Annotated in this window: 21 protein-coding genes; 10 read left to right on the top strand and 11 right to left on the bottom strand. The window is 68.3% G+C overall.

The genetic code is table 11. From position 1 onward, the window contains the following. Positions 1 to 2: 2 nt before the first annotated feature. The 5 genes from FHS98_RS07375 to FHS98_RS07395 form a co-directional block, all read right to left on the bottom strand. Positions 3 to 1,751: a chloride channel protein gene (locus FHS98_RS07375; RefSeq protein ID WP_167102303.1), complete on the bottom strand. Its 1,749-nt coding sequence runs from the start codon at positions 1,749 to 1,751 to the stop codon at positions 3 to 5. Between the two features lie 70 nt (positions 1,752 to 1,821). After that, positions 1,822 to 2,226, bottom strand: a complete 405-nt coding sequence (locus FHS98_RS07380) for a MerR family transcriptional regulator (RefSeq protein WP_167102306.1) — start codon at positions 2,224 to 2,226, stop codon at positions 1,822 to 1,824. Beyond that, complete coding sequence (locus FHS98_RS07385; protein WP_167102309.1) at positions 2,219 to 3,913, bottom strand: long-chain-fatty-acid--CoA ligase; 1,695 nt, start codon at positions 3,911 to 3,913, stop codon at positions 2,219 to 2,221. The genes FHS98_RS07380 and FHS98_RS07385 overlap by 8 nt, the downstream gene beginning before the upstream one ends. Continuing rightward, positions 3,913 to 5,280 carry an OmpP1/FadL family transporter gene (locus tag FHS98_RS07390; RefSeq protein ID WP_341786038.1) on the bottom strand — a complete coding sequence of 456 codons (1,368 nt, stop codon included), beginning with the start codon at positions 5,278 to 5,280 and terminating at the stop codon, positions 3,913 to 3,915. Before FHS98_RS07390 ends, FHS98_RS07385 begins: the two co-directional genes overlap by 1 nt. A 98-nt stretch (positions 5,281 to 5,378) precedes the next feature. Then, entirely contained in the window at positions 5,379 to 5,777 is a 399-nt protein-coding gene (locus tag FHS98_RS07395; RefSeq protein WP_243847902.1) for a DUF2147 domain-containing protein, read from the bottom strand. Positions 5,778 to 5,973: 196 nt separating this feature from the next. Here FHS98_RS07395 and FHS98_RS07400 point away from each other — a divergent pair, with 196 nt between their 5' ends. From FHS98_RS07400 to FHS98_RS07410, 3 genes are read left to right on the top strand one after another with little or no spacing between them, the layout of a single operon-like run. Beyond that, positions 5,974 to 7,110 carry a thiolase family protein gene (locus FHS98_RS07400; protein WP_167102315.1) on the top strand — a complete coding sequence of 379 codons (1,137 nt, stop codon included), beginning with the start codon at positions 5,974 to 5,976 and terminating at the stop codon, positions 7,108 to 7,110. A 2-nt stretch (positions 7,111 to 7,112) separates the two neighbouring features. After that, positions 7,113 to 9,440, top strand: a complete 2,328-nt coding sequence (locus FHS98_RS07405) for a 3-hydroxyacyl-CoA dehydrogenase/enoyl-CoA hydratase family protein (protein WP_167103019.1) — start codon at positions 7,113 to 7,115, stop codon at positions 9,438 to 9,440. A 14-nt stretch (positions 9,441 to 9,454) separates the two neighbouring features. Next, complete coding sequence (locus tag FHS98_RS07410; protein ID WP_167102318.1) at positions 9,455 to 11,254, top strand: acyl-CoA dehydrogenase C-terminal domain-containing protein; 1,800 nt, start codon at positions 9,455 to 9,457, stop codon at positions 11,252 to 11,254. A 129-nt stretch (positions 11,255 to 11,383) separates the two neighbouring features. Here the strand turns inward: FHS98_RS07410 and FHS98_RS07415 are convergent, their stop codons facing one another. The 5 genes from FHS98_RS07415 to hpnI all read right to left on the bottom strand — a co-directional run bounded on the left by FHS98_RS07415 (position 11,384) and on the right by hpnI (position 16,430). Further along, complete coding sequence (locus FHS98_RS07415; RefSeq protein WP_243847903.1) at positions 11,384 to 11,956, bottom strand: DUF2141 domain-containing protein; 573 nt, start codon at positions 11,954 to 11,956, stop codon at positions 11,384 to 11,386. Then, entirely contained in the window at positions 11,911 to 12,891 is a 981-nt protein-coding gene (locus tag FHS98_RS07420) for a lysylphosphatidylglycerol synthase domain-containing protein (protein ID WP_167102321.1), read from the bottom strand. Before FHS98_RS07420 ends, FHS98_RS07415 begins: the two co-directional genes overlap by 46 nt. Positions 12,892 to 12,916: 25 nt before the next feature. Further along, a complete protein-coding gene (gene hpnK / locus FHS98_RS07425; RefSeq protein WP_243847904.1) occupies positions 12,917 to 13,780 on the bottom strand; it encodes a hopanoid biosynthesis-associated protein HpnK in 864 nt (287 codons plus the stop codon). Positions 13,781 to 13,881: 101 nt separating this feature from the next. Next, entirely contained in the window at positions 13,882 to 15,330 is a 1,449-nt protein-coding gene (gene hpnJ, locus FHS98_RS07430) for a hopanoid biosynthesis associated radical SAM protein HpnJ (protein WP_167102327.1), read from the bottom strand. After that, entirely contained in the window at positions 15,327 to 16,430 is a 1,104-nt protein-coding gene (gene hpnI, locus FHS98_RS07435) for a bacteriohopanetetrol glucosamine biosynthesis glycosyltransferase HpnI (protein WP_208402136.1), read from the bottom strand. The genes hpnJ and hpnI overlap by 4 nt, the downstream gene beginning before the upstream one ends. Before the next feature lie 98 nt (positions 16,431 to 16,528). Between hpnI and hpnA the strand changes: the two genes are divergently transcribed. The 7 genes from hpnA to FHS98_RS07470 are packed head-to-tail and all read left to right on the top strand — an operon-like array spanning position 16,529 to position 24,273. Further along, complete coding sequence (gene hpnA, locus FHS98_RS07440; protein ID WP_167102333.1) at positions 16,529 to 17,527, top strand: hopanoid-associated sugar epimerase; 999 nt, start codon at positions 16,529 to 16,531, stop codon at positions 17,525 to 17,527. Beyond that, positions 17,524 to 18,660, top strand: a complete 1,137-nt coding sequence (locus FHS98_RS07445) for a glycosyltransferase (RefSeq protein ID WP_167102336.1) — start codon at positions 17,524 to 17,526, stop codon at positions 18,658 to 18,660. The genes hpnA and FHS98_RS07445 overlap by 4 nt, the downstream gene beginning before the upstream one ends. Further along, positions 18,657 to 19,502 (top strand): squalene synthase HpnC, encoded by an 846-nt coding sequence (hpnC, locus tag FHS98_RS07450; RefSeq protein WP_167102339.1) that lies wholly within the window; start codon positions 18,657 to 18,659, stop codon positions 19,500 to 19,502. Before FHS98_RS07445 ends, hpnC begins: the two co-directional genes overlap by 4 nt. After that, a complete protein-coding gene (hpnD, locus tag FHS98_RS07455; protein WP_167102342.1) occupies positions 19,499 to 20,326 on the top strand; it encodes a presqualene diphosphate synthase HpnD in 828 nt (275 codons plus the stop codon). The genes hpnC and hpnD overlap by 4 nt, the downstream gene beginning before the upstream one ends. Further along, a complete protein-coding gene (hpnE, locus tag FHS98_RS07460; protein ID WP_167102345.1) occupies positions 20,323 to 21,585 on the top strand; it encodes a hydroxysqualene dehydroxylase HpnE in 1,263 nt (420 codons plus the stop codon). Before hpnD ends, hpnE begins: the two co-directional genes overlap by 4 nt. Continuing rightward, on the top strand, positions 21,575 to 23,533 hold the full coding sequence (gene shc, locus FHS98_RS07465; protein WP_208402105.1) for a squalene--hopene cyclase: 1,959 nt from the start codon (positions 21,575 to 21,577) through the stop codon (positions 23,531 to 23,533). The genes hpnE and shc overlap by 11 nt, the downstream gene beginning before the upstream one ends. Beyond that, the gene (locus FHS98_RS07470) at positions 23,533 to 24,273 is read left to right on the top strand and encodes a phosphorylase family protein (protein ID WP_208402106.1); all 741 of its coding nucleotides are present in this window, start codon (positions 23,533 to 23,535) and stop codon (positions 24,271 to 24,273) included. Before shc ends, FHS98_RS07470 begins: the two co-directional genes overlap by 1 nt. On the opposite strand, the gene hpnH is transcribed toward FHS98_RS07470, so the two are convergent. After that, positions 24,214 to 25,359 carry an adenosyl-hopene transferase HpnH gene (gene hpnH, locus FHS98_RS07475; RefSeq protein WP_167102351.1) on the bottom strand — a complete coding sequence of 382 codons (1,146 nt, stop codon included), beginning with the start codon at positions 25,357 to 25,359 and terminating at the stop codon, positions 24,214 to 24,216. The genes FHS98_RS07470 and hpnH overlap by 60 nt on opposite strands. Positions 25,360 to 25,365: the final 6 nt, after the last annotated feature.

The following is a 25,365-nucleotide window of genomic DNA, read 5'->3' on the forward strand; positions in this document are numbered from 1 at the left end:
GTTCAGCTTTCGCCGAACAGGTCGCGCTGGGCGCTCTCCAGCTCGTCGGCATAGCGCTTGCGGACATGCGCCTCGGTCAGCAGGCCGAGCAGCGTGCCGTCGGTGGCGACCACCGCGAGATCGTCGACGCCCAGCCGGTCGAACACCTGCATCACCTCGGCGATGTTCCTGTCCGGCGTGATGGTGTCGTCGGGGTGGCGGGCGAGGCTGGTCGCTTTGGCATGAAGGTCGAGCCCGTCGACATAGGCCTGCGCGGTCGGCACCAGCCCGGCATACTGATTCTTCTCGTCGAGCAGCACGACGCGGCTGGTCGAGCCGAGCGGGGTGCGGCGGCGGAACTCCGCGATGCTGGTGTCCGCGGGGAGGCAGGCGGGCGCGCGCCGCATCATCTTGCCGGCGGTGAGCTGGCGCACCCAGCCGATGTCGCGCGCCGACTTGATGACCTCGCCGCGCAGATGCAGGCGCCAGGTCGAGAAGCTGTAGCCGAACAGCTCTCGCACCAGCGCGCTCGCCACCAGCGAGGCGGTGAGCACGATCGCGGTGAGCTGGAAATCGCGCGTCGCCTCCAACACCAGGAAGCTCATCGTCATCGGCCCGCCGATCACCGACACCGCCAGCGCCGCCATGCCGACCAGCGCGGCGTCCTGCGTCCAGAGATGCTGTCCCGGCAGCAACAGCTCCACCACGTCGGCATAGATGCGTCCGACCAGCACGCCGAGATAGAGCGAGGCGAAGAACAGCCCGCCGCGGAAGCCGAAGCCGAGCGACACCGACGAGGCCAGCATCTTCAGCCCGAAGATCGCGCACAGCATGGCGAGCGGCACGTCGCTGGCGAGGGTGAGGTGCAGCGCCTCGTGGCCCGCCGAGAGCGCCTGCGGGGCGAGATAGGCGATCGGCATCAGCAGGATGCCCCCCATCATCGGGCGGAGCGCGGGCGGTAGCCCGGTCTTGCGCACGCCGATCTCGAGCAGGCTCACCGCCCGCATCAGCAGGATGCCGACGAAGGCGCAGGCCAGCCCCATGCCGACGAAGGCGAGATAATCCAGGTTGCGGGTGATGCCGGTCGACGCGGCGGTGATGAGATAGGGCACCGCGCCCAGCGTCCGCGCGGTGGCGACGCCGGCGATGGTGGCGGCGGCGACGGGCGCGATCGCGGCGGGCGTATAGGCGCCGATGACGATCTCGAAGGCGTAGAAGGCGCCGGTCAGCGGCGCGCCGAACGCCGCGCCGATCGCAGCGCCCGTGCCGGCGCCGACCAATGTGCGCAGGTCCGAACGGCGCAGGCTGAACCAGCGGCCGATCACCGAGGCGAGCCCGCCGCCGATCTGCGCATAGGCCGCCTCCAGCCCCACCGAGGCGCCGAAGCCGTTGGAGATGAAGGTCTGCCCCGTCACCGTCAGGCTGTCGCGGAAGGGCACGGCGCCGCCATGCAGCGCGTTCGCCTCGACGACGTCGACCGGCGTGCGCCGCCGCCAGCGCTGGAGCGCGAGGTGGAGCAGGCCGAGCAGCGCGCCCCCCAGCGGCAGCGCCAGCAGCCGGATCGGCTCGAGCGCGGTCATCCCGCTCAGCCGGGTCGTGCCGGGCAGCGCGTAGAGGAGATGCTGGAGCATGTGCGCCGCCAGCCCCAGCGCGACCGCCAGCCCGCCGCCGAGCGCACCCACCAGAACGGCGAGCAGGATGAAGCTCGCTTCGCTCTGCCGGAATTGGCGGCGTAGAATGACGAAATAACGCAGGGTCTTATGGTATCGCACCCGGACGAGCCTCCCCCAGACCCTCCGCCTGTAGCATGACGGGGCCGACTGTCACCCGTCGAACGTCGGCTCAGGCGCCCTCGACGCGCTCCAGCGCCTCGCGCTCGATCTGGCGCAGCTCGACGATGGTCTGCTCGATCGCGATCTTCTGCTGCTCCAGCTCGTCGGCACGCTCGCGGGCGCGGGTGGCAAGGCGGCGCATCTGCTCCACATGCTGCGGATCGGCGTCGTAGAGGTCGAGGAACTCCTGGATCTCGCGGAGCGAGAAGCCAAGCCGCTTGCCGCGCAGGATGAGATGCATCCGCCCGACCTCGCGCCTTGTGTAGACGCGCGTCGTGCCCACCCGGCGCGGCTCGATCAGCCCCTTGTCCTCGTAGAAGCGCAGCGTCCGCGTGGTGACGCCGAGATCGGACGCGACCTGCTGAATGCCCCTGAGGTCGGTGTCGCCCTGCGCCTTGGGGCCATCGTCAGTCATGGGCGGCCTTCGCCAGCTCCTCTGCGATCAGTTCCTTCTTGGAGAGCTTGCCGATGAGCGTCTTGGGCAGATTGTCTCGGATTTCGATTTCGCGGGGCATCTCGATCTTGCTGAGCTTGTCGGTGAGGAAGCCGCGGAGCTGCTCGGGCGTGGCGGCCATGCCCGGCCGCAGCGACACGAACGCCTTCGGCGCCTGGCCGCGATATGTGTCGGGCACGCCGATGACAACCGCTTCCGCCACCGCCGGATGCTCGTAGAGCGCTTCCTCGATGGTGCGCGGATAGACGTTGTAGCCGCCGCACAGGATCATGTCCTTCATGCGGTCGACGATGAAGAGATAGCCGTCCTCGTCGAGATAGCCGACGTCGCCCGTCCTCAGCGCCCCGTCGACGAACACCTCCTGGTTGGCGTCGGGGCGGTTCCAATAGCCCTTCATGATCTGCGGCCCGCGCGCGCAGATCTCCCCGCGCTCGCCGACCGGCAGAATCTTGTGCGGATCGTCGAGATCGCGGATCTCGATCGTCGTGCCGGGGAAGGCGGGGCCGGCGCTGTTGTCCTTGGGCTCTTTCCCGAGCGGATTGCAGGTGATGATCGGCGAGGCCTCGGACAGGCCATAGCCCTCCACCACCGGCGTTCCCATCCGCGCCTCGAAGCGCTGGCGCACGTCGAAGGGCAGCGGCGCGCCACCCGAGATCGAGCGCCTGACCGACTTGAGCTTGGCCAGCTCGCTGTCGGGCAGGCCGTTCAGCGCGCCATAGATGGTCGGCACGGCGAGAAGCTGGGTGCATTGGGTGCGGGCGACCGTGTCCACCATCTGCTTCAGCTCGAAGCGCGGCAGCAGCACCATCTCGGCGCCGGTGTCGACCGAGTAATTGAGCACCGTCGTCAGCGCGAAGACGTGGAACAGCGGGAGGACGCCCAGCGTGTGCTCCTGCTCGTCGGGCAGGTGGCCGACATGGGCGATCATCTGCGCCGAATTGGCGGTGAGATTGGCATGGGTCAGCATCGCCGCCTTGGGCTCGCCGGTGGTGCCGCCGGTATATTGGAGCACGGCCACGTCGTCCGGCGCCACCGTGATCGGCGTGTGCGGCCGGTGGTTGGCGGTGAGCTGGGCGAAGAACATGTGCAGCGCGTCATGCGGGACGTGCGCGATCTCCTTCCGCTTCAGAACGCGATAGGCGATCGACTTGAAGCGCGGCAGCGCCTCCGACAGCGGGCACACGATCAGCTTGCGCACGCCGACCTTCTCGGCGACGTGGGTGACCTTGTCGTGGATCGAGGCGATGTCGACGGTGGCGACGACGCTGGCGCCCGAATCCTCCAGAAGGTGGCAGAGTTCGCGCTCGACATAGAGCGGGTTCAGGTTGACGACGATGCCGCCGATCCTGAGCGTCGCGAAATAGAGGATCACATAATGCGGCATGTTGGGCAGGCAGAGCCCGACCCGGTCGCCCGGCTTCACGCCGATATCCTGAAGCCCGCGCGCGGCGTGCTCCACCAGCGTTCCCAATTCGCCGTAGGTCCAGCGATGGCCGAGGAAATCGATCGCGATCCGCTCGCCCCAGCGGGCGACGGCATTGTCGAGCAGGTCCGTCAGCAGCCGCGGCGCGAAGGTGGGGGATTGGCCGGTCGGGCCACCCCCCGGCGGCGCCGGCCGCTCCCCGGAATGAACGGCCGGCATAGTCATCAGAAGGTCACGCTCCCGCCAATGGAAAGGATGACGGCGTTGGCGTTGTGCAGCACGCCGTCATTCTGGATGATCGTCTGGAGCGGGGTGCCCACATAGGCGGCCTCGGTCTTGTCGATCGGGTTGCTCTTGATCTTGTCGTAGCTGGCGCCCGCGTCGATCGTGAAGTGGCTGGTCATGGCGTAGCTGGTGCCCGCCGCGAAGTTCCAGCGGTTGCCGTCGGGCACGCGCGGATCGCGCTCGCCGGCGCCGATCGGCGACAGATCGCGCTGCACGCCGGCGCGCAGCGTCCAGACCGGCGTCACCTTGAAGTCCACGCCGCCCGCATAGGTCCAGCTATTGTGGTATTTCTCCGGCACCGACTGATCGGCATTGGCGCCGAGGTTGGACAGGTTGATCGCGTCGAACTTGCTCCAGCCGAAGCGCGTGATCTGGCCGTTGAGGGTGAGCCGCGGCGTGACATGGTAACGGGCGCCGAAGATCACCTGCCAGGGCGTGGTGAAGTCGGCATGGGCGTCGTCGACGCGCTGGTTGGCGCCCTGCGTCGCGAGCAGGCCGGTCAGCCCGTCGATGATGAGGTGGCCCTTCAGATGATGCTTGATCTTCGACTTGTAGCTGACGCCGAGATCGATCTTGTCGTTATGATACTGGAAGCCGGCCGAGAAGCCGACGTCCCAGCCCGAGCCCTTGAGATACTGGTGGCCGTCATTGGTGTTGAGCGCCGCCGACAGGCCGGGGCCGACGACCGGGATGCCGGCCAGGCTCGGCAGCGGATCGGGCAGATAGTTGCTGAGCGTCGCGCGGACATATTCCACGTTCGGCCCGGCGCCGATGCTGAGCCCGCCCCTGTGATAGGCGAGTACCGGCTGGAGATCGAAGGTGCGCAGGCGCGACTTGTCGGCGGCATAGCGCGCCCAGCTATCGGCGTCGTAATTGCTGGTGAAGCTGTACGGCGACGTCATGGTGAAGCCGAACGCCAGGCTGTCGCCGAGCGGCAGCGCGAAGCCGCCATTGGGCAGATAGCCGGTGTTGATCGGGTTGTGCGTGTTCTGCGATCCGCCCACCGGATAGGTGCCGCCCGCGATGTTGCCGAGCGCCGGAATGCCGACCGCGGCGCCCAGCGGGAAGCCCGGCCGGGTGATCGTCGAATTGACGTTGGTGGCGTCGGCGTGCGGGATGATCGCGGTGAAGCCGACATAGTTCTGGATGCTGTCGATGCCGCCGATCGCGGCGGGGTTCCACCACATCTGCTGCGCGCCCTGTTCGGACACTTCGCCCGAGAAGGCGCGGCCGAGGCCCTTGGTCGACTGCTCCTGAATGTAGAAAGCGGCGGCATGGGCCTGCCCCGCCATCGCCAGAGCGGACACCGCGGTGGCGGCAGCCAGCGCTCCCTTTCGGGCGATTCCCCTACGGATTCTCATTATGCAACTCCCCTACTGCTGGTCGGCGGACTGCCGGCGGACGCTTAGCGTACGCGGGTCCAGGTTTGCGTTTTGCAAAGAGGGACGAACACGCAGCCGCGCAGCTTGAGCGTGTTGGCATCCACCGGCGTGATTCGCGCTTTGTAGATGCGGCCGTCCTCGGCGTTGTAGATGGTGCCGCCGTCCCACATGCCGTCGCTCTGGGTGAACCCTTGCAGCATGGTGACGCCCTTCAGCGCACGATCGCGAAGCTTCTCGTCCTTGTTGTTGGCGTCCTTCAGCGCCGGATTGGCCTTGATGCCGTCCGACGTGATGAGCGTGCCGCAGATCGAGGGTCCGCAGCGCTGGATGTTGACGATCCCGTGGCGGGTCTCGGTCATCCACTGGCCGACGACGCTGTCGGCCGACGGGGCGGCGAGCAACGCCGCGAAAAGCATCGTCATCACGATCGCCTCTCCTCCATATGCTTCTCAACATACCCGCGCTCTTTGATGGCGCTTATGGTCGTCACCCGCCGCTGGGGCGGGGCGACTCGCAGACTGTGACCGAAAATTTGGTTGACGTATAGGGAAATCATCGCACCTTAAAGGCAACACGGCGCGGCACTGATCGTCCGGGCCGTTCTTGGAGAGGATTCGCATGACCGATGTCGTGATCGCGGGTTACGCCCGTTCGCCCTTCCACCTCGCCAACAAGGGCGCCTTGGCGCGTGTCCGGCCGGATGATCTCGCCGCCCAGACGATTCGCGGGCTGCTGGAGAAGACCAAGGTCGATCCGGCCGAGATCGAGGACATCGTGCTCGGCTGCGCTTTCCCCGAGGGCGAGCAGGGCCTCAACGTGGCGCGCCTCATCGGCCTGCTGGCCGACTTCCCGCTTCAGGTGGGCGGCGTCACGATCAACCGCTTCTGCGGCTCGTCGATGAGCGCGATCCATTATGCGATGGGCCAGATCGCGATCGGCGCGGGCGAGGCCTTCATCTGCGCGGGCATCGAATCGATGAGCCGGGTGCCGATGATGGGCTTCAACCCGCTGCCTTCGCCGGAGCTCGTCGCCAAGCGCCCCGGCGCCTATATGGGCATGGGCGAGACGGCGGAGAATGTCGCCGGGAAATACCAGATCACCCGCGCCGAGCAGGAGGCGCTCGCGGTGAAGAGCCAGCAGAAGGCCGCCGCCGCCCGCGCCTCGGGCAAGCTCAGCGACGAGATCATCCCGATCAGGACGAAGACCGGCGATGTCTCCGAGGACGGCATCATCCGCCCGGACACCACCGCCGAGATCCTCGCCGGCCTCAAGCCCGCCTTCTCGAAGGACGGCACCGTCACCGCCGGCACCTCCTCGCCGCTGACCGACGGCGCGTCTGCCGTGCTCGTCACCTCGGCGGAGTTCGCCGCGAAGCATGGCCTCAAGGTGCTCGCCAAGATCAAGTCGGTCGGCATCATGGGCTGCGCGCCCGAGACGATGGGCCTCGGCCCGATCGGCGCGTCCAGGAAGGCGCTGGAGCGCGCCGGCATCACCGCCGCCGACCTCGACGTGGTCGAGATCAACGAGGCCTTCGCCAGCCAGGCGATCGCCTGCATCCGCGATCTCGGCCTCAAGGAAGAGACGATCAACATCGACGGCGGCGCGATCGCCATCGGCCATCCGCTCGGCGCTACCGGCGCGCGCATCGTCGGCAAGGCGGCGGCGCTCTTGGAGCGCGAGGGCGGCAAGTACGCGCTCGCCACCCAGTGCATCGGCGGCGGGCAGGGCATCGCCACCGTTCTGGAGCGCGCATGACCATGGCCGACAGCATCAGGAAAGTCTGCGTCATCGGCTCCGGCACGATGGGCGCGGGCATCGCCGCACAGGTCGCCAATGCGGGCGTGCCGGTGCTCCTGCTCGATATCGTGCCGAAGGACGGCGCCGATCGCGACGCCATCGCCAAGGGCGCGGTCGCGAAAATGCTCAAGACCGATCCGGCGCCCTTCATGTCGAAGCGCGCGGCCAAGCTGGTCGAGACGGGCAATATCGACGATCATCTCGGCCGCGTCGCGGAATGCGACTGGGTCGTGGAGGCGATCGTCGAGCGGCTCGACATCAAGCAGTCGCTCTATGCCAAGCTGGAAGAGGTGAAGAAGCCGGGCACCGCCGTCTCCTCCAACACCTCGACCATCCCGCTGGAGAGGCTGGTCGAGGGCCGTTCGGACCAGTTCAAGCGCGATTTCCTCATCACCCACTTCTTCAACCCGCCGCGCTACATGCGGCTGCTGGAGATCGTCACCGGCCCGGCGACCGACGAGGCGCTGGCCCGCAAGGTCGAGGATTTCGCCGACCGCGCGCTCGGCAAGCGGGTGATCCGAGCCAAGGACACGCCGGGCTTCATCGCCAATCGCCTGGGCACCTACTGGCTCGCCATCGCGGTCAACGCGGCGATGGACCTCGGCGTCTCGATCGAGGAGGCGGACCAGATCGGCGGCAGCCCGATGGGCGTGCCCAAGACCGGCATCTTCGCGCTGATCGATCTGGTCGGCGTGGACCTGATGCCGCTGCTCTCGAAGAGCCTGTCCTCCACCCTGCCCGCGGGCGATCCCTATTTCGACACGGTGCGGCCGATGCCGCTCGTGGACAGGATGATCGCGGACGGCTTCACCGGCCGAAAGGGCAAGGGCGGCTTCTACAAGCTGGAGAAGGGCGCGGACGGCAAGCGCACCAAGTTCGCGCTCGACCTTTCGACCGGCGAATATCGCCCGGAGCGCAAGCCCGAGAAGTTGCCCGGCAAGGCCGACAGGGATCTCGCCGCGCTCGTCGCGCTGCCCGGCAAGGCCGGCGACTATGCGTGGACGATCCTCGGCCATGTTCTGTCCTATGCGGCCAAGCTGGTCGGCGAGGCGGCGGACGACATCGTCGCCATCGATGATGCGATGAAACTCGGCTACAACTGGAAGTTCGGGCCGTTCGAGCTGATCGACAAGCTCGGGCCGGGCAAGCTTGCCGAGCGTCTGGCGGCGGAGGGCCGTCCGGTGCCGGCGCTGCTCAAGGCGGCGGGGACCAACCCCTTCTACCGCGTCGAGAACGGCAAGCGGCAGTATCTCGCGGCCGACGGCAGCTATCGCGATGTCGTCCGCGCCGAGGGCGTGGTGCTGCTGGAGGACATCAAGCGCCATTCCGAGCCGCTGCTCAGGAACGCCTCGGCCTCGCTGTGGGATGTGGGCGACGGCGTCGTCGTGCTCGAGTTCACCAGCAAGATGAACTCCTTCGACGAGGAGATCATCAAGCTCATCCAACAGGCGATCCCGCTGGTGAAGGCGCAGTTCAAGGCGCTGGTGGTCTACAACGAGGGCTCGAACTTCTCGGCGGGCGCGAACCTCGGCCTCGCGCTGTTCGCGGTGAACATCGCGGCGTGGAGCGAGATCGACAAGCTGATCGCGGGCGGGCAGGCGGCGTTCAAGGCGCTCAAATATGCGCCCTTCCCGGTGGTCGCGGCGCCGGCGGGCCTCGCGCTCGGCGGCGGGTGCGAGATCTGCCTCAACGCGGACGCCATCCAGGCCCATGCCGAGACCTATATCGGCCTCGTCGAATGCGGCGTCGGGCTGGTGCCGGGCTGGGGCGGAAACGGCGAGATGCTCGATCGCTGGCAGAAGGCCAAGGCGATGCCCAGGGGGCCGATGCCGGCCGTCGCCAAGGTGTTCCAGACCGTCTCGACCGCGACCGTCGCCAAGTCGGCCGCGGAGGCCAAGGAGCATCTCTTCCTGCGGGAGACGGACGGCATCACCATGAACCGCGACCGGCTGCTGGCCGACGCCAAGGCGAAGGCGCTGGCGCTGGCCGACGGCTACACCCCGCCCGAGCCGCCTGTGTTCAGGCTGCCCGGCGAGAGCGGGCGCGTCGGGCTCGGCCTCGCGGTCAAGGACTTCCAGAAGAAGGGCATGGCCACCGCCTATGACGGTGTCGTCTCCGATCGTCTGGCCGAGGTGCTGACCGGCGGCGAGGCCGATCTGGTCGATACCGTCACCGAGGAGCAGTTGCTGCGTCTGGAGCGCAAGGCGTTCCTCGCCAGCGTCAAGGATCCGCGCACGCAGGCCCGTGTCGAGCATATGCTCACCACCGGCAAGCCGCTGCGCAACTGAGAGGACAAGAGACGATGCAGACCTATGACGCGCCGCTGCGCGACATGCGCTTCGTGCTCCACGAGCTGTTCGAGGGCGACGGCTTCGGCGGCCTCAAGGCGCATGAGGAGTTCACCCCAGACCTGCTCGACGCGGTGCTGGAGGAAGCCAACAAGCTCGCCAAGGACGTGCTGCTGCCGCTCAACGCGAGCGGCGACATCGAGGGCTGCCATTATGAGAATGGCGTCGTCCGCACGCCACAGGGCTTCAGGCAGGCTTACGACACCTTCCGCGAAGGCGGCTGGACGGCGCTCGCTTCCGATCCCGAATGGGGCGGGCAGGGATTGCCGGAGACGGTGAACAAGCTGGTCGAGGAGATGATCTGCTCGACCAACCTGTCCTTCAGCCTCTATCCCGGCCTCACCCACGGCGCGACCACCGCGATTGAGGGCCATGCCACCGATGCGCTCAAGCAGGCTTATCTGCCCAAAATGGTCAGCGGCGAATGGTCGGGGACGATGTGCCTCACCGAATCGCATTGCGGCACCGATCTCGGCCTGCTGCGCACCAAGGCCGAGCCGCAGGCGGACGGCAGCTACAAGGTCACCGGCTCCAAGATCTTCATCTCGGCCGGCGACCATGACCTGACGTCGAACGTCATCCACCTCGTGCTGGCGCGGCTTCCCGATGCGCCCAAGGGCGTGAAGGGCATCTCGCTCTTCCTCGTGCCCAAGTTCCTGCCCAAGGACGACGGCACGCCCGGCCCGTCCAACGGCGTCTCGGTCGCGGCGATCGAGCACAAGATGGGCATGAAGGCGTCCGCCACCTGCCAGATGAACTTCGACGAGGCGACCGGCTGGATCGTCGGCGAGCCCAACAAGGGCCTCGCGGCGATGTTCACGATGATGAATACCGAGCGCGTCTCGGTCGGCGTGCAGGGCCTCGGCATCAACGAGATCGCGTACCAGTCGGCCGTCGCCTATGCGAAGGACCGCTTGCAGGGCCGCTCGCTCTCCGGCCCGAAGCGCCCGGACCTGCCGGCGGACCCGATCATCGTCCACCCGGACGTGCGCCGGATGCTGATGACGATGCGCGCCTATGCGGAAGGCTGCCGCGCACTCGGCCAATGGTGCGCGCGCGCGCTCGACGCCGAGAAGCATTCGGACGACCCCGAGGTGAAGCAGCGCGCCACCGACTTCATCGCGCTGATGACCCCGGTGGTGAAGGCGCTGTTCACGGATTTCGGCTCGGAAGCGGCCAATCTCGCCGTCCAGACCTATGGCGGGCACGGCTATATCCGCGAGCATGGCGTCGAGCAGTTCGTCCGCGACAGCCGCATCGCCCAGATCTACGAGGGCACCAACGGCGTGCAGGCGCTCGACCTTGTCGGCCGCAAGCTGCCGGCGAACATGGGGCGGAACCTCAGGCCCTTCTTCCACGCCGTCTCCAACCTGATCGAGGAGATGGGCGCGCCCGAGGACAAGGCGCTGAAAGCCTTCACCGGCGGCCTCCAGCAGGCGTTCGGCGCGCTCCAGCTTGCGACCGGCATGATCGCGCAGAAAGGGCTGAAAGACCCCGAGGAGGCGGGTGCCGCCGCCACCGACTATCTGCGCCTGATGGGGCTGGTCGGCATCGGCTACACCTTCCTCAAGGCCGCGACGATCGCGACCGCCAGGCTTGCGGAAGGGGCGGGCGAGGATGCGGGTTTCTACAAGGCGAAGCTCGCCACCGCGTCCTTCTTCTTCGATCGCATCCTGCCGCAGGCGACGGCGATGTTCCTCGCCATCAAGTCGGGCAAGCGCTCGCTGATGGCGCTGGACGCCGACGCCTTCTGACCGGGGGAGCCGCCGCTCAGTGCGGGCAGCGGCGGCTCGCCCAGATCAGGATCTCCGCCCAGAAGCGCGAATAACTGGCGGTCCGCAGCGCTTTCCCCGCGCGCGGCCCGCGATGCGGGATGCCGGCCATCATTTCCCCCCGATCGGCCCGAACGTGAACAGCCCCCGCATATAGTTCATGATGATGACGGTTTCTGTCCGCCCGTTTCCGATGGTGATGCGGGCCTTTTCGGGCGGCGGCTTGCCATGGGTGACGGGGGGATTGCCCGCGAAGCCGACGCCGTCGTGCCAGATGCTGAAGCTGCGCTTGTTGTCGCGATCGTGGATCAGCGCCAGCGCATAGGTGCCGGGAGCGGGCGCGCGCAGGCACATCTTCACCGGGCCGCTCGCGGGCGGCGCCTCGACGACGCGGCGGAAGGTCTTGCCGGCGGCCAGCAGATCCTTGTCGCCGGCGAGGAAATCCTTGGGATCGGAGGAATAAAGCTCCAGCCGCAGCACGCCGGTGCGGTCCTTGAGGCCTTCGACGCTGACTTCGATGGTGGGGCTGCTGTCTCCGGGGCGGCAATGGCCCTCGTCGGTACCGGGCTCCGGCGCGGACGGCGGCGGCGCGGCTGCGACGGCGAGTAGCGCCGCGAGAAGCTGGCCCGCCCGCCGCATCAGGCCCTGCCCGCCCGGCGCGGCCGCATCTCGTTCGCCTGCCATGCGATCAGCGAGGGCAGGCCGATCACGATATCCCGCGCGCGCTTGATGAGCGACAGCGCCACCGCCGCCTGCGGATCGAGCCCGAGCAGCGGCCCCAGCAGCACATAGCCCGCCTCCTGCACGCCGATCGCGCCGGGGATGACGAAGGCGGCGGCGCGGATCGCGAAGATCAGGCTTTCGAGCGCGATCACGCGCCACACCGGGATCGGATCGCCGATCAGCATCAGCGCCAGCGCGCCGAGCAGCGACGCCGCCAACCAGCCGAGCAGGTTGAGCAGGAAGGACATCGCCACCGCGCCGCGCCGCCGGTAGATGTCCGACAGTTCGGCATGGAGCCGGTCGAGCGAGATATGCGCGTTGGGCAGCAGATGCTCGGCCAGCGCGCCGGCCAGCTTCAGCATCGGTTTCTGGAGCAGGATGAAGGCGCCGGTCATCGCGATGGTGACGCCCGCGCCCACCCATGCCAGCGGCGCGACATTGTGCTGCGTGCCGTCGACCAGCACCGAGCCCAGCACGGCGAGGCCGAACAGCGTGAACACCACCTGGCCCGCCATCTCGGTGGTGAGGTCCACCACCATCGCGGCATAGACGCGGGCACCCGGCAGGCCGGCGCCGGTCAGCGTCCGCGCGCCGACGACGAGGCCGCCGACCTGGCTGAAGGGCAGGAGATCGTTCGCTCCCTCGCGCGCCATCCGCGCCCAGGTGAAGAGCGGCCATTGGCGGAGCGGCTGCCCCGGCATCGAGGCGAGCCACGCCGCTCCCAATATGGCGGAGAGCGCGAGGCTGCCGACGCAGAACAGCAGGAAGCCGCCGGCCCCCATGCGCAGCGCGGCATGGGCGAGCGCGGAGAAGCCGACCGAGCCGATCGCCCAGATGGCGGCGCCGAGGCCTGCAAGGGTGGCCAGCGCGATCGGCCAGCGCAGATGGGACGTCACTGTGTCTTCGGGCCTTTCGAAATGCTCATGCCGCCAGCTCCCGCTTCCCCGGAATATCGGCGAAACGACCGAGCCGGATGCCGCGTTGCGTCACCGCCGCACGGACGCCGGGGTCGAGCAGCGCCGCCAGCTCGGCGCGATAGGCGTAGCCCGGCGCCGAGCCCGGATACTCGTCCTCGGTGGCGGGATGGCAGTAAAGCTCGGAGACGCCGTCGGGGAGCCGCTCGATCAGGGCTCGGACCCGCGCGGTGGTCATGCGCCCGCTCCACGCGAGGCCGAGCACCCGGTCCGGCACCACCAGCCCGGCGGCGCGGAAGCGGCGGGCGACGCTCTTCGCATAAGGCCCGGCGATGCGCCCGGCGAGCGTCTGCGGGGTGGGCTCGATCGCGGCGATCATCTCCAGCGGCTCGACCGGCGCGCGGGCGGCGGCGAGCCCGTAGCGGCGGCCGACCGAGAGGATCAGGCCGGCGATCGTCGGGTGCAGGTGGAAATGCTTGTGCGCGTTGACATGATCGAGCGGCAGGCCGGTCGCGTGGAAGGCGGCGAACTGGGCCTCGATCTCGGCCGCGAGCTGCCGGCGGACGGAGGGGCGGAAGAAGAAGTTGACGCCGGCCAGCGCCATGTTGGTGCGGAAATGGCCGGTCTCGTCGACAAGATCGGGCACCTCGCGCGCCGGCAGCATCGGCCGCCCCTCGACCAGCACGAGATGCAGCCCCACGCCTAGCGCCGGCAGCCGCTTCGCGCGCGCCACCGCATCGGCGGCGGCATCGCCGGCCACCATCAGCGAGGCGGCGGTGAGGATGCCGTGGGCGTGCGCTCGCTCGACCGCCTCGTTGACGGCGGGCGACGCCCCGAAATCATCCGAGGTGACGATGAGAGTGCGTGCCATCCCGTCCATTCCTCGTCACCCTGAACTTGTTTCAGGGTCCATTCGCGCTCCCCCGACGGAGCGCGAATGGATGCTGACCTGCGTCAGCATGGCGAAAGGGTTTACGCGGCCTTCTTCCGGTTGTGGAGGAAGGAGAAGAACTCGACGCCTTCGCGCAGGCGGCGCTTCATCATGTCCCAGTCGCGCAGCATCTCGCCCACCATCGCGCCCATCTTGCGGGGGCGGAAGTAGAAGCGCTTGTAGAACTCCTCGACCTTGTCGAAGATCACCTCCGACGAGAGGTGCGGGTAGCTGAGCTGCGCGATCTGGGTGCCGCCGTCGGTCAGCAGATGGTCGCTGCCGTCGAACCACTTGTTCTCGACCGCCTGGTTATACAGGAACGTGCCCGGATAGGGCGCCGCCAGCGACACCTGGATGGTGTGCGGGTTGATCTCGATCGCGTATTTGATCGTCTCCTCGATCGTCTCCAGCGTCTCGCCGGGGAGGCCGAGGATGAAGGTGCCGTGGATCGTCAGGCCGAGCGCGTGCGCGTCCTTGGTGAACTGGCGCGCCACATCGACGCGCAGGCCCTTCTTGATGTTGTGCAGAATCTTCTGGTTGCCGCTCTCATAGCCGACGAGCAGAACGCGGCAGCCGCCTTCCTTCATCGCCTTGAGGACGGGCTGGGGCACGTTCGCCTTGGCGTTGCAGCCCCACGTCACTGGGAAGCCGGGCTTGCCGAAACCAAGCTTCTTCAGCTCGCCCGACAGCTCGACGACGAACTCATGCGCATCGGCCAGCGTGTCGTCGTCGAAGAAGATCTCTTTGATCTCCGGCATTTCCTTGAGGATGTACTGGACCTCCTCGATCACCTTGCCGACGGTGCGGTGGCGATAATTGTGCCCGCTGATCGTCTGCGGCCAGAGGCAGAAGGTGCAGCGGCTCTTGCAGCCGCGGCCCGTGTAGAACGAGACATAGGGGTGGCGCTGGTAGCCGCCATAATATTTCAGCAGGTCGAGGTCGCGCCGATAGATCGGCGACACCATCGGCAGCACGTCCATGTCCTCGATCTGCGCGCGGTCCTTGTTGCGGACGATCTGTCCGTCGGGCGCGCGCCAGGTGATGCCGTCGATCTCCGCCAGCGGACGGCCCTCGGCCAGCTCCACGCAGGTGAAGTCATATTCCTCGCGGCAGACGAAATCGAGCGCGGCGCAGGCTTCGAGGCTCTTCTGGTCCTCGATCATCACCTTGGCGCCGACCATGCCGACCAGCGCCTTGGGGTTGCGCTCCTTGATGAGCTCGGCGGTGCGCGTGTCCTGATTGAAGCTCGGCGTCGAGGTGTGGAGGATGATGAGATCCTTGTCGTCCACCTCATGCTTGATGTCGTCCCAGCTCTGGTCCTGCGCGGGGGCGTCGATCAGGCGCGAGCCCTCGATCATCGCCGCGGGCTGGGCGATCCAGGTCGGATACCAGAAGGATTTGACCTCGCGCTTCATCTGGTAGCGGGCGCCGGCGCCGCCGTCATAGCCGTCGAACGAGGGGCCCTGCATGAACAGAGTGCGCAGCGTCATGGGTATCGAGTCTCCGTCTCGGCCGTCATGCGGCCGTCATCGGCCATATGAAGGCGCTGCCCGCGCCAATCAACACGGCGGGTGAAAAAGGCCCCGACATAGAGGCCGAACGACAACAGGTCTCGCGCCGGCAGCCACCAGAGCGGCGCGGTGCGTTCGCCGGCGATATAGTCGATCCGCGCGGCAAGTGCGAGCCGGGAGAGAAGCGCGGCCGCCAGCACCCACCAGCCGGCCCCCATGGCCATGGCGAGAAGGGCGAAGGCGGTGGGATGGGTGACGACGCTGCCCGCATAGCCGGCGGGATCGAGCATCCGCACGGTGGCGTTCCAGCGCAGTTCGTGGGCGACCAGTTCGGCGAGGCTCGCCTCGGTCGAGCCATGGGCGACGATCATCGGCGGCACGACCACCGCGAGCCCCGTCTCGCGCACCGCCGCGCCGATGGCATGGTCGTCGGCGAGCAGATCCTTGAAGCGCTCGAATCCGCCGATGGCATCGAGCGTCTCGCGGCGGATCGCGATGGTGGAGCCCATGCAGGGGTGCGCCATGCCGGTGGCGAGCCCGACCATCACGCTCGGCAGGAAGCCCCACGAGATGCCCGCCGCCGCGAGCCTCGACCAGCCGCCGCCGTCGCCGCGCCCGGCATAGAGCAGGGTGACGATGCCGACGCCGGGCGTGGCCATCTCGGCGGCGATGCGCGCGGCATAGTCGCGCGGCACGGCCATGTCGCTGTCCGAGAGGATGATGATGTCGCCCTTGGCCTGCGGGGCCATGTTGATGAGGTTGGAGACCTTGGCGTTGCTGCCATGCCGGCTGCCATCCACCACCAGCGTCGCGCCCACCGCGCGCGCGGCCTTCGCTGCGGGATCGTCGGCGCGGGAGACGCCGCAGACCATGTCGACGGGCGCGGGATAGTCCTGATCGAGGAAGCCCCGGAGCTTCGCCTCCAGCATCGGCTCCGGCCCGTGGAGCGGCTTCAGCATCGTGACCGAGGGCGCATCCGCCGGCGCCTCGGCGGGGTCGCGCGGACGCCATCGTCCGGCCAGCGCCGTTGCGGCGAGCGTGTAGGCGACCCCGATCATGGCGACGAACGCTAGGGCCATCGAGATGAAGCCGGGCACACCAAATCCTTAAACGCGCGTCATGATGGGCGCTTCTGAGCTTCCCAAATGCCTCTCCCGACGCCTAGAAGCCAGCCCCGATGGCAAGAGACGAAACGATCCTCGTAACCGGCGTGTCGGGCTTCGTCGGCGCGGCGGTGGCGCGTGTGATGGCAGCCGAGGGCTGGCGCGTGCGCGGCCTCGCGCGCTCGACGAGCCCGGCGACCAATCTGCAAAACTTCCCCGGCGAGATCGTGCGCGGCGACATGCTTGACCGCGCCTCGATCGAGCGGGCGCTGGAGGGCTGCACCGCGCTCGCCCATGTCGCGGCCGACTATCGCCTCTGGGCGCCCGACCCGGAAGAGATCGTCCGCCACAACCGCGAAGGCACGCGCGCCGTGATGGAAGCGGCGCTGGCGGCGGGCGTGAAGCGGATCGTCTATACCAGCAGCGTCGCCACCATCGCGCCGCTCGATGGCGGGGCTGCGGGCGAGGACCGGCCGCTGACCGAGCAGACTGCGATCGGCGCCTATAAACGCTCCAAGGTGGTCGCCGAGCGGCTGGTCGAGCGGATGGTGGCCGAGCAGGGCCTGCCCGCCGTCATCGTCAATCCCTCGACCCCGATCGGCCCGCGCGACGTGAAGCCGACGCCGACGGGCCGTATCCTCGTCGAGGCGGCGACCGGCAAGATTCCGGCCTTCGTCGATACCGGGCTCAACCTCGTCCATGTCGACGATGTGGCGCGCGGGCATCTGCTGGCGCTCACGAAGGGCGTGCCGGGGCGGCGCTATATCCTCGGCGGCGAGGATGTGTCGTTGCAGGAGATGCTGGCCGAGGTCGCGCACCTCGTCGGCCGCAAGCCGCCGACCATTCGCCTGCCGCGTCTGCCGCTGATGCCGCTGGCGGTCGTGTCCGAGGCATGGGGGCGGATGACGGGCCGCGAGCCGATGCTGACGCGCGATGCGTTGCGCATGGCGAAATACCGCATGTTCTTCAGTTCGGAGCGGGCCAAGGCCGAACTCGGCTACACCGCGCGGCCGTGGCGCGAAGCCGTCGCCGACGCGATCGGCTGGTTCCGTCAGGAGGGCATGATCGGATGATGATCCTCGGCCTTCTGTCGCTGCTCGTCTGGCTGGGGATGCTGCTGTTCCGCGACGGCTTCTGGCTGGCGCGCGACACCGACGAGGGCATGGCGCCCGCTCTCGCCCATTGGCCGAGCGTCACGGCGGTCGTCCCCGCGCGCGACGAGGCGGCGGTGATCGGGCAGGCGATCGGCTCGCTGATCGCGCAGGACTATCCGGGCCAATTCCGCATCGTGCTGGTCGACGACGGCAGCAGCGACGGCACCGCGACTGTTGCCCGCGAGGCGGCCGCCAGGCTCGGTTCCGACCGGCTGACCGTGATCGCGGGCTCGCCCCCGCCCGCCGGCTGGACGGGCAAGCTCTGGGCGATGCGCAACGGCATCGAGGAAGCGGGCGTCGCGCCCGACTATCTCTGGCTGACCGACGCCGACATCGCGCACCAGCCCGACACGCTGCGTTCGCTGGTCGCGCGGAGCGAGAAGGACGGCCTCGCGCTCAACTCGCTGATGGCGGAGCTGCTCTGCTCCACCTTCGCCGAGAAGGCGCTGATCCCGGCGTTCGTCTTCTTCTTCCAGATGCTCTACCCGTTCGCCCGCGTGAACCGTCCGGCCGCGAAGATGGCGGCGGCGGCGGGCGGCTGCATGTTGGTGAAGCGTCAGGCTCTGGCCGATGCAGGCGGCGTCGCCGTCATTGCGGACGCGATCATCGACGATTGCGCGATGGGCGCGACCATGAAGCGTCAGGGGCCGATCCGCCTCTCGCTCACGCGCCGCTCGGCGAGCATCCGGCCTTATGGCGGCTGGCGCGAGGTCGGCATGATGATCGCGCGCTCGGCCTATGCCCAGCTCGGCTATTCGCCGCTGATGCTGCTCGGCACGCTCCTCGGCATGGGCATCGTCTATCTGGCGCCGCCGCTGCTGGCGCTGTTCGGGCATGGCGGGGCTCGGGTCGCGGGCGCGCTGGCGTGGCTCGCCATGGCGATCTGCCTCCAGCCGATGCTGCGCTTCTACCGCCGTTCGCCGCTCTGGGGGCTTGCCTTGCCCCTGATCGGCATGTTCTACGCCGGCGCGACTTGGTTCTCCGCGTGGCGTCACTGGCAGGGACGCGGCGGCATGTGGAAGGGACGGGCGCAGGCCCGGATGCAATCATGAGCGCTTCGACCGCAGCCGACCTCGCCTCGGGCAAGGGCCATAGCGACGAGAATTTCCCTGTCGCCTCGGTGCTGATCGCGCCGCAGTACCGCGCGCCGGTGATGGCCTATTACCGCTTCGCGCGGCTGGCCGACGACATCGCGGATCATGAGACGGCCCCGGCCGCCGAAAAGCTCGCCCGGCTGGAAGCGATGCGCGCCGGCATTACCGGCGAGTCCGACGCCGAGCCGAGTGCTGTGGCCCTGCGCCAAGTGATGGCCGAGCGCGGGCTCGATCCTTCCCACGCGCTCGATCTGCTGGAAGCCTTCCGCCGCGACGTCACCAAGCTGCGGTACGAGAGCTGGGACGATCTGATCGACTATTGCCGCTATTCGGCGATGCCGGTCGGCCGCTTCGTGCTCGACGTGCATGGCGAGAGCCGCGCGACGTGGCCCATGAACGATGCGCTCTGCGCGGCGTTGCAGATCATCAACCATCTTCAGGATTGCGGAAAGGATGTTCGCGCGATCGACCGCGTCTATATCCCGCGGGATCTGATGAAGGCGGCCGGGGTGACGGTCGAGGAACTGGGCGCGGATCGGGCCTCCCCGGCCTTGAAGCAGCTCATTTCCGCATTGGCCGAGCGCTGCCAGCATTTGCTCGCGGAGTCGGCTCCCTTCGCGCGCTCGATCCGCGACCGGCGGCTGGGCGTCGAGGTGGCGGTGATCCAGCGGCTTGCCGTCAGCCTCGCCGCGCGCCTGCGTCGCCGCGATCCGCTTTCCGAGCGTGTGCATCATGGCAAGGCGGAGGCGCTGCTGCTCGCGTCCGGCGCGGCGCTTGGCCGGCTGGTGGCGTTCCGATGACCGCGCAGACCCAGCCCGCCGCCGCCGGCTCCTCCTTCTACGCCGGCATGAAGGTGCTTCCCAAGGCGGAGCGCGAGGCGATGTACGCCGTCTATGACTTCTGCCGCATCGTCGACGACATCGCCGACGATCAGCAGGGCGATCCGGCCAGCCGCAGGGTCGCGCTCGACCAGTGGCGGATCGATCTCGACAGTCTCTTCGCGGGCGGCGAGCCGGGCGTGGCGGCGATGCTGGTTCCGCATATCCGCGCCTTCGGCCTCAAGTGCGCCGACTTCGAGGCCGTGATCGACGGCATGGCGATGGACCTCGACCGCGACATCCGCTTCCCGTCGATGGACGAGCTCGATCTCTATTGCGATCGGGTGGCCTCGGCCGTGGGGCGGTTGTCGGTGCGCATCTTCGGCATGGACGAGACGCCGGGCATCGACCTCGCCTATCATCTCGGTCGCGCGCTCCAGCTCACCAACATCCTGCGCGACATCGACGAGGATGCCGGCATCGGCCGCGCCTATCTGCCACGCGAGGCGATCGAGGCGCAGGGCATCGCGATCGGCGACGAGATCGCGGCGGTCATCGACGATCCCCGCATCGACGGCGCGGCGCGCATTGTCGCCGAGCGGGCCAAGCGCCATTATGCCGAGGCGCACCGCATCCTCTCCACCCGCCCGCGCGGCCATCTGATCGCGCCGCGGCTGATGGAGGCGGCCTATTCCGAGCTGCTGCGCCGGATGCTCAAGGCGGGCTGGACCGCGCCGCGCAGCCGCGTCCGCCACAACCGGCTGGCGCTGGCCTGGACGCTGATCCGGCTGCGGCTCGGGCGGTGAAGAGGGCGCATATCGTCGGCGCGGGGCTGGCTGGGCTGTCCGCCGCCGTCGCGCTGACCGAGGCCGGGTTCGCCGTCACGCTCAGCGATGCCGCGCGGCAGGCGGGCGGGCGCTGCCGCTCTTATCGCGATCCGCAGCTTGGGCTGGTGATCGACAACGGCAATCACCTCGTCCTCTCGGGCAATCATGGGGTGCGCGATTATCTCGCGAAGATCGGCGCGGGCGATCGCCTCGCCGGGCCGAGCGAGGCGCGCTTTCCCTATATGGACGTGGCCTCGGGCAGGCGCTGGGAACTGCGCCCCAATAGCGGGCCGCTGCCGTGGTGGATTCTTGCCCGCAACCGCCGGGTGCCGGGGACGAAGCCGGGCGACTATCTGGCGCTGGCCAAGCTCCTCGGGGCGCGGCCTGACCAGCGCATCCGCGATGTGCTGCCGACGCAAGGGCCGCTCTGGGACGGGCTGCTGGCGAACTTCCTCGTCTCGGCGCTGAACACGCCGGCAGCGGAGGGCTCGGCCGCGCTCGCGGGGGCTGTGGTGCGTGAGACGCTGGCGAAGGGCGGGGCGGCCTGCTTCCCGCTCGTTGCCGAGCCGACACTGGCCGCCGCCTTCGTCGAGCCCGCGCTGGCGTGGCTGGAGGCGCGGGGCGCGACGATCCGCCTCGGCCGCCGCCTCCGCTCGGTGGAGTGGGGTGAGGGGCGCATCGCCGCGCTAGACTTCGCCGATGGCCGTGAGGAGATCGCGGCCGGAGAGCCTGTGGTGCTGGCGGTGCCGGCGTGGGTGGCGGCGGACCTCGTTCCCGGCCTGACCGTCCCTGACGAACACAATGCCATCGTCAACGCCCACTTCCTTCATCCCGCGCCTCCCGGCGCCGCGCCCATCACCGGCGTGATCGGCGGGACGGCGGAGTGGGTGTTCGCCTTTCCCGATCGACTCTCGACCACCACCAGCGCGGGCGATCGCTTGCTCGACGAGGATCGCGGGGCGCTCGCGGCCCGCCTCTGGGCGGATGTGGCGAAGGTCCACAACCTGTCCGCAGACCTCCCCCGCTGGCAGCTAGTCGTCGAGAAACGCGCCACTTTCGCGGCCACGCCTGAGCAGGATCGCCGCCGCCCCTGCGCCCAAACGAAATGGGACAACCTGTTCCTGGCTGGCGACTGGACGAAAACCGGGCTACCGGCGACCATCGAAGGCGCGCTCCGCTCCGGCCGGACGGCTGCGGCGTGCGCTCACCAGATGGAGACCGGAACTGTTGCGCGCTGACGATCTCGCCGAAGGACTGCCCACCGACCCGCTCGACAGCGTCGAAGCGGCGATCGGCCGTGCCGCCGAGGCCCTGACCAAGGCCCAGCGCGAGGATGGCCACTGGGTGTTCGAGCTGGAAGCCGACGCCACCATCCCGTCGGAATATATCCTGCTGCGCCATTATCTCGGCGAGCCCGACGATCTGGAGCTGGAGGCGGCGATCGGCCGCTATCTGCGCCGGATTCAGGGCGGCCATGGCGGCTGGCCGCTCTATCAGGACGGCGCCTTCGACATTTCGGCGACGGTGAAGGCCTATTATGCGCTCAAGATGATCGGCGACGACATCGACGCGCCGCACATGGCCCGCGCCCGCGCCGAAATCCTGAAGCGCGGCGGGGCGGGGGCCTCCAACGTCTTCACGCGTATCCAGCTCGCGCTGTTCGGGGCGGGCAAGTGGAGCGTGATCCCGGAAATGCCGGTCGAGCTGATGCTCGCGCCGAAGAATTTCCCGATCAACCTCTATCGCATGTCCTACTGGGCGCGCACCGTGATCGTGCCGCTGCTCGTGCTGGCGGCCAAGCGCCCGGTCGCGAGGAATCCGCGCGGCGTGAAGGTGGACGAGCTTTACGCGCCCGGCCGCCACATCCTGAAGCGCGCGCTGCCGGGCAAGTGGGTGTGGGAGACGGGCTTCGGCGCGCTCGACATCGTGCTCAAGCGCGGTCGCCGCTTCTGGCCGAAGAAGCTGCGCCAGCGCGCCATACAGGCCTGCGTCGATTTCGTGGTGGAGCGGCTGAACGGCGAGGATGGCCTCGGCGCCATCTATCCGGCGATGGCCAACAGCGTGATGATGTTCGACGCGCTCGGCTACGCGCCCGATCATCCGCATCGGGCGATCGCGCGTACCTCGGTCGAGAAGCTGCTCGTCCGCCGCGAGGATGGCGAGGTCTATTGCCAGCCCTGCGTCTCGCCGGTGTGGGATACGGCGCTGGCCGCCCACGCCATGCTGGAAGCCGGCGGGGATGTGGCGGAGGCGTCGGCGGTGCGCGGGCTCGACTGGCTGAAACCGCGCCAGATTCTCGACGTGAAGGGCGACTGGCAGGAGACGCGCCCCGACGTCCGCCCCGGCGGCTGGGCCTTCCAGTACGGCAACGATCATTACCCGGACCTCGACGACACCGCCGTGGTGGTGATGGCGATGGATCGCGCGCGGCCGGCGCTCGGCGATCGCTATGACGAGGCGATCGATCGCGGCGTGGAGTGGAATGTCGGCCTCCAGAGCCATGACGGCGGCTATGCCGCGTTCGATGCCGACAACACGCATTTCTACCTGAACGACATCCCCTTCGCCGATCATGGCGCGCTGCTCGATCCGCCGACCGCCGACGTGACGGCGCGCGTGGTGTCGATGCTGGCGCAGGTCGGCGAGCCGCTCGACAGCCCCCGCATGGTGGCCGCGCTCGACTGGCTGAAGCGCGATCAGCACCCGGAGGGGAGCTGGTGGGGCCGCTGGGGCGTCAATTACATCTACGGCACATGGTCGGTGCTGTGCGCTCTCAACGCCGCCGGGATCGATCCGGCCAACCAGATGATGCGCCGCGCGGCGCGCTGGCTGATCCAGATCCAGAACGCCGACGGCGGCTGGGGCGAGAGCTGCGACAGCTATGATCTGGCGCGTAAAGGTCATGAGCCGGCGCCCTCCAACGCCTCGCAGACGGCGTGGGCGCTGCTCGGGCTGATGGCGGCCGGCGAGGTGGATCATCCGGCCGTCGTGCGCGGCATCGCGTGGCTGGAACGCCATCAGGCCGAGGATGGCCTGTGGGGGCAGGAGCATTATACCGGCGGCGGCTTCCCGCGCGTCTTCTATCTCCGCTACCACGGTTACCCGAAATATTTCCCGCTCTGGGCGCTCGCCCGCTATCGCAACCTCAAGCGCGGCAACACGCGGCGCGTAGCCTACGGCATGTGATGATCCTGATCGCGACAGGCATGAAGCGCGAGGCCAAGGCCTTGAAGCGCGATGGGGTTCAGGTCGTGGTCGGCGGCACCGATCCGGCGCGGCTGGAGGCCGAGCTGGAGGCGGGCGTCGCGGCGGGCGCGACCGCGATCCTCTCCATGGGGCTGGCGGGCGCTCTGGCGCCGCGCATGGCGGTGGGGGACTGGGTGGTCGGCACCATCTCGCCCTCCGGCATGGAGCGGCGCGAATGGAGCGTCGGCGCGGGCAATGCGCGTCGCGAGCACAAGCCGCTGGGGCAGGCCCCTTCGCGCAAGACGGAGGCCTCCAAGGCGTGGATCAACCGCGTGGCGGAAATCCTGCCGGGCGCGGTGGTCGGCCGCATCCATGCGGACGGCGCGATGGTGGTGACGGCGCGGCAGAAGGAGGATCTGCACTTCTCCACCCGCGCCTGCGCCTGCGACATGGAGAGCCACATCGCCGCGCGCGTGGCCGAGCGGCACAATCTGCCCTTCGTCGTGGCCCGCGTGATCTCGGATGCCGCCGATCGCACGCTGCCCAAGGCGGCGCAGGTGGCGATGGGGCCGGACGGCGGCGTCAGGATCGGGGCGGTGCTGCTCGCGATCCTGACGCGGCCATGGCAGCTTCCCGCGCTGATCGGCGTCGCGATGGACGCCGATCGCGCGATGCGGACATTAGTCCGCGGTTACAACATGCTTGGACGCGCCGGGTTTGTTCTTGGCGATCAGCGCTAGCTCGCGCTCGACATGGCTTGAATAGACGTCCTCGGCGGGGCGCGCCGTGCTGAGGTCGATATCCTTCGCCATCGGGCCGGAGGTGCGGATGCCCTTGCGGCCGACGCCCATCATCTTGAACGGATGGCGGATCGCGTCGGTCGCCGCGGTGCCCTCGAAGCCGCAATGGACCATGCAGTTCGAGCACTTCTCATATTTGCCGACGCCGAACTTGTCCCATTCGGTGCCTTCCATCAGCTCGCCGAAGGTCTTCACATAGCCTTCGCCGACGAGATAGCACGGCTTCTGCCAGCCGAAGACGGTGCGCAGCGGCATCGACCATGGCGTACACTGGTAGCTCTGATTGCCGGCGAGGAAATCGAGGAACAGCGGCGAGTTGGTGAACGCCCAGTTCTTCGCGCCGTTGCCACGCGAGAACACGTCGCGGAAGAACTTCTTGGTGCGCTCGCGGGTGAGGAAATGCTCCTGATCCGAGGCGCGCTCATAGGCATAGCCCGGCGACAGCGTGATCTCGACGTCGAGGCGCTTCATCTCGTCGAAGAAGGCCGCGAGGCGGGCCGGGTCGGCGCCGTCGAAAACGGTGCAGTTGACCTGCACGCGGAAGCCCTTGGACTTGGCGAGTTCGATCGCCTCGACCGCGACCTCATAGGTGCCGTCCTGATCGACCGCATGGTCGTGCATCCCCTTGTCGCCATCGAGATGGATCGACCAGGTGAAGAATTTATGCGGCTTATAGTCGTCGATCTTCTTCTTGAGCAGCAGCGCGTTGGTGCAGAGGATGACGAGCTTCTTCTTCGCCAGATAGCCCTCGACGATCTTAGGCATCTCGCGGTGGAGCAGCGGCTCGCCGCCCGCGATCGAGACGGCGGGCGCGCCGCATTCGTCGATCGCGTCCATGCACTGCTGATAGCTCAGGCGCTGGTTCAGGATCGCATCGGGATAGTCGATCTTGCCGCAGCCGGGGCAGGCGAGATTGCAGCGCAGCAGCGGCTCCAGCATCAGAACGAGCGGATATTTGCCGCCCTTGATGTGCTGCTTGACGGTGTAGGCGCCGATGCGCGCGGTGACGGCGAGGGGGAGGCCCATAATAAG

It is taken from the genome of Sphingomonas oligoaromativorans (assembly GCF_011762195.1).
Taxonomy (GTDB): Bacteria; Pseudomonadota; Alphaproteobacteria; order Sphingomonadales; family Sphingomonadaceae; genus Solisphingomonas; species Solisphingomonas oligoaromativorans.

Coding starts and splice junctions, on each gene's coding strand:
- FHS98_RS07410 (WP_167102318.1), top strand. CDS start 9,455: ATGCAGACCTATGACGCGCCGCTGCGCGACATGCGCTTCGTGCTCCAC.
- hpnD (WP_167102342.1), top strand. CDS start 19,499: ATGACCGCGCAGACCCAGCCCGCCGCCGCCGGCTCCTCCTTCTACGCC.
- hpnA (WP_167102333.1), top strand. CDS start 16,529: ATGGCAAGAGACGAAACGATCCTCGTAACCGGCGTGTCGGGCTTCGTC.
- FHS98_RS07395 (WP_243847902.1), bottom strand. CDS start 5,777: ATGACGATGCTTTTCGCGGCGTTGCTCGCCGCCCCGTCGGCCGACAGC.
- FHS98_RS07400 (WP_167102315.1), top strand. CDS start 5,974: ATGACCGATGTCGTGATCGCGGGTTACGCCCGTTCGCCCTTCCACCTC.
- hpnK (WP_243847904.1), bottom strand. CDS start 13,780: ATGGCACGCACTCTCATCGTCACCTCGGATGATTTCGGGGCGTCGCCC.
- FHS98_RS07405 (WP_167103019.1), top strand. CDS start 7,113: ATGGCCGACAGCATCAGGAAAGTCTGCGTCATCGGCTCCGGCACGATG.
- FHS98_RS07385 (WP_167102309.1), bottom strand. CDS start 3,913: ATGACTATGCCGGCCGTTCATTCCGGGGAGCGGCCGGCGCCGCCGGGG.
- FHS98_RS07470 (WP_208402106.1), top strand. CDS start 23,533: ATGATCCTGATCGCGACAGGCATGAAGCGCGAGGCCAAGGCCTTGAAG.
- hpnH (WP_167102351.1), bottom strand. CDS start 25,359: ATGGGCCTCCCCCTCGCCGTCACCGCGCGCATCGGCGCCTACACCGTC.
- FHS98_RS07445 (WP_167102336.1), top strand. CDS start 17,524: ATGATGATCCTCGGCCTTCTGTCGCTGCTCGTCTGGCTGGGGATGCTG.
- hpnC (WP_167102339.1), top strand. CDS start 18,657: ATGAGCGCTTCGACCGCAGCCGACCTCGCCTCGGGCAAGGGCCATAGC.
- hpnJ (WP_167102327.1), bottom strand. CDS start 15,330: ATGACGCTGCGCACTCTGTTCATGCAGGGCCCCTCGTTCGACGGCTAT.
- FHS98_RS07380 (WP_167102306.1), bottom strand. CDS start 2,226: ATGACTGACGATGGCCCCAAGGCGCAGGGCGACACCGACCTCAGGGGC.
- hpnI (WP_208402136.1), bottom strand. CDS start 16,430: ATGGCCCTAGCGTTCGTCGCCATGATCGGGGTCGCCTACACGCTCGCC.
- FHS98_RS07415 (WP_243847903.1), bottom strand. CDS start 11,956: ATGGCAGGCGAACGAGATGCGGCCGCGCCGGGCGGGCAGGGCCTGATG.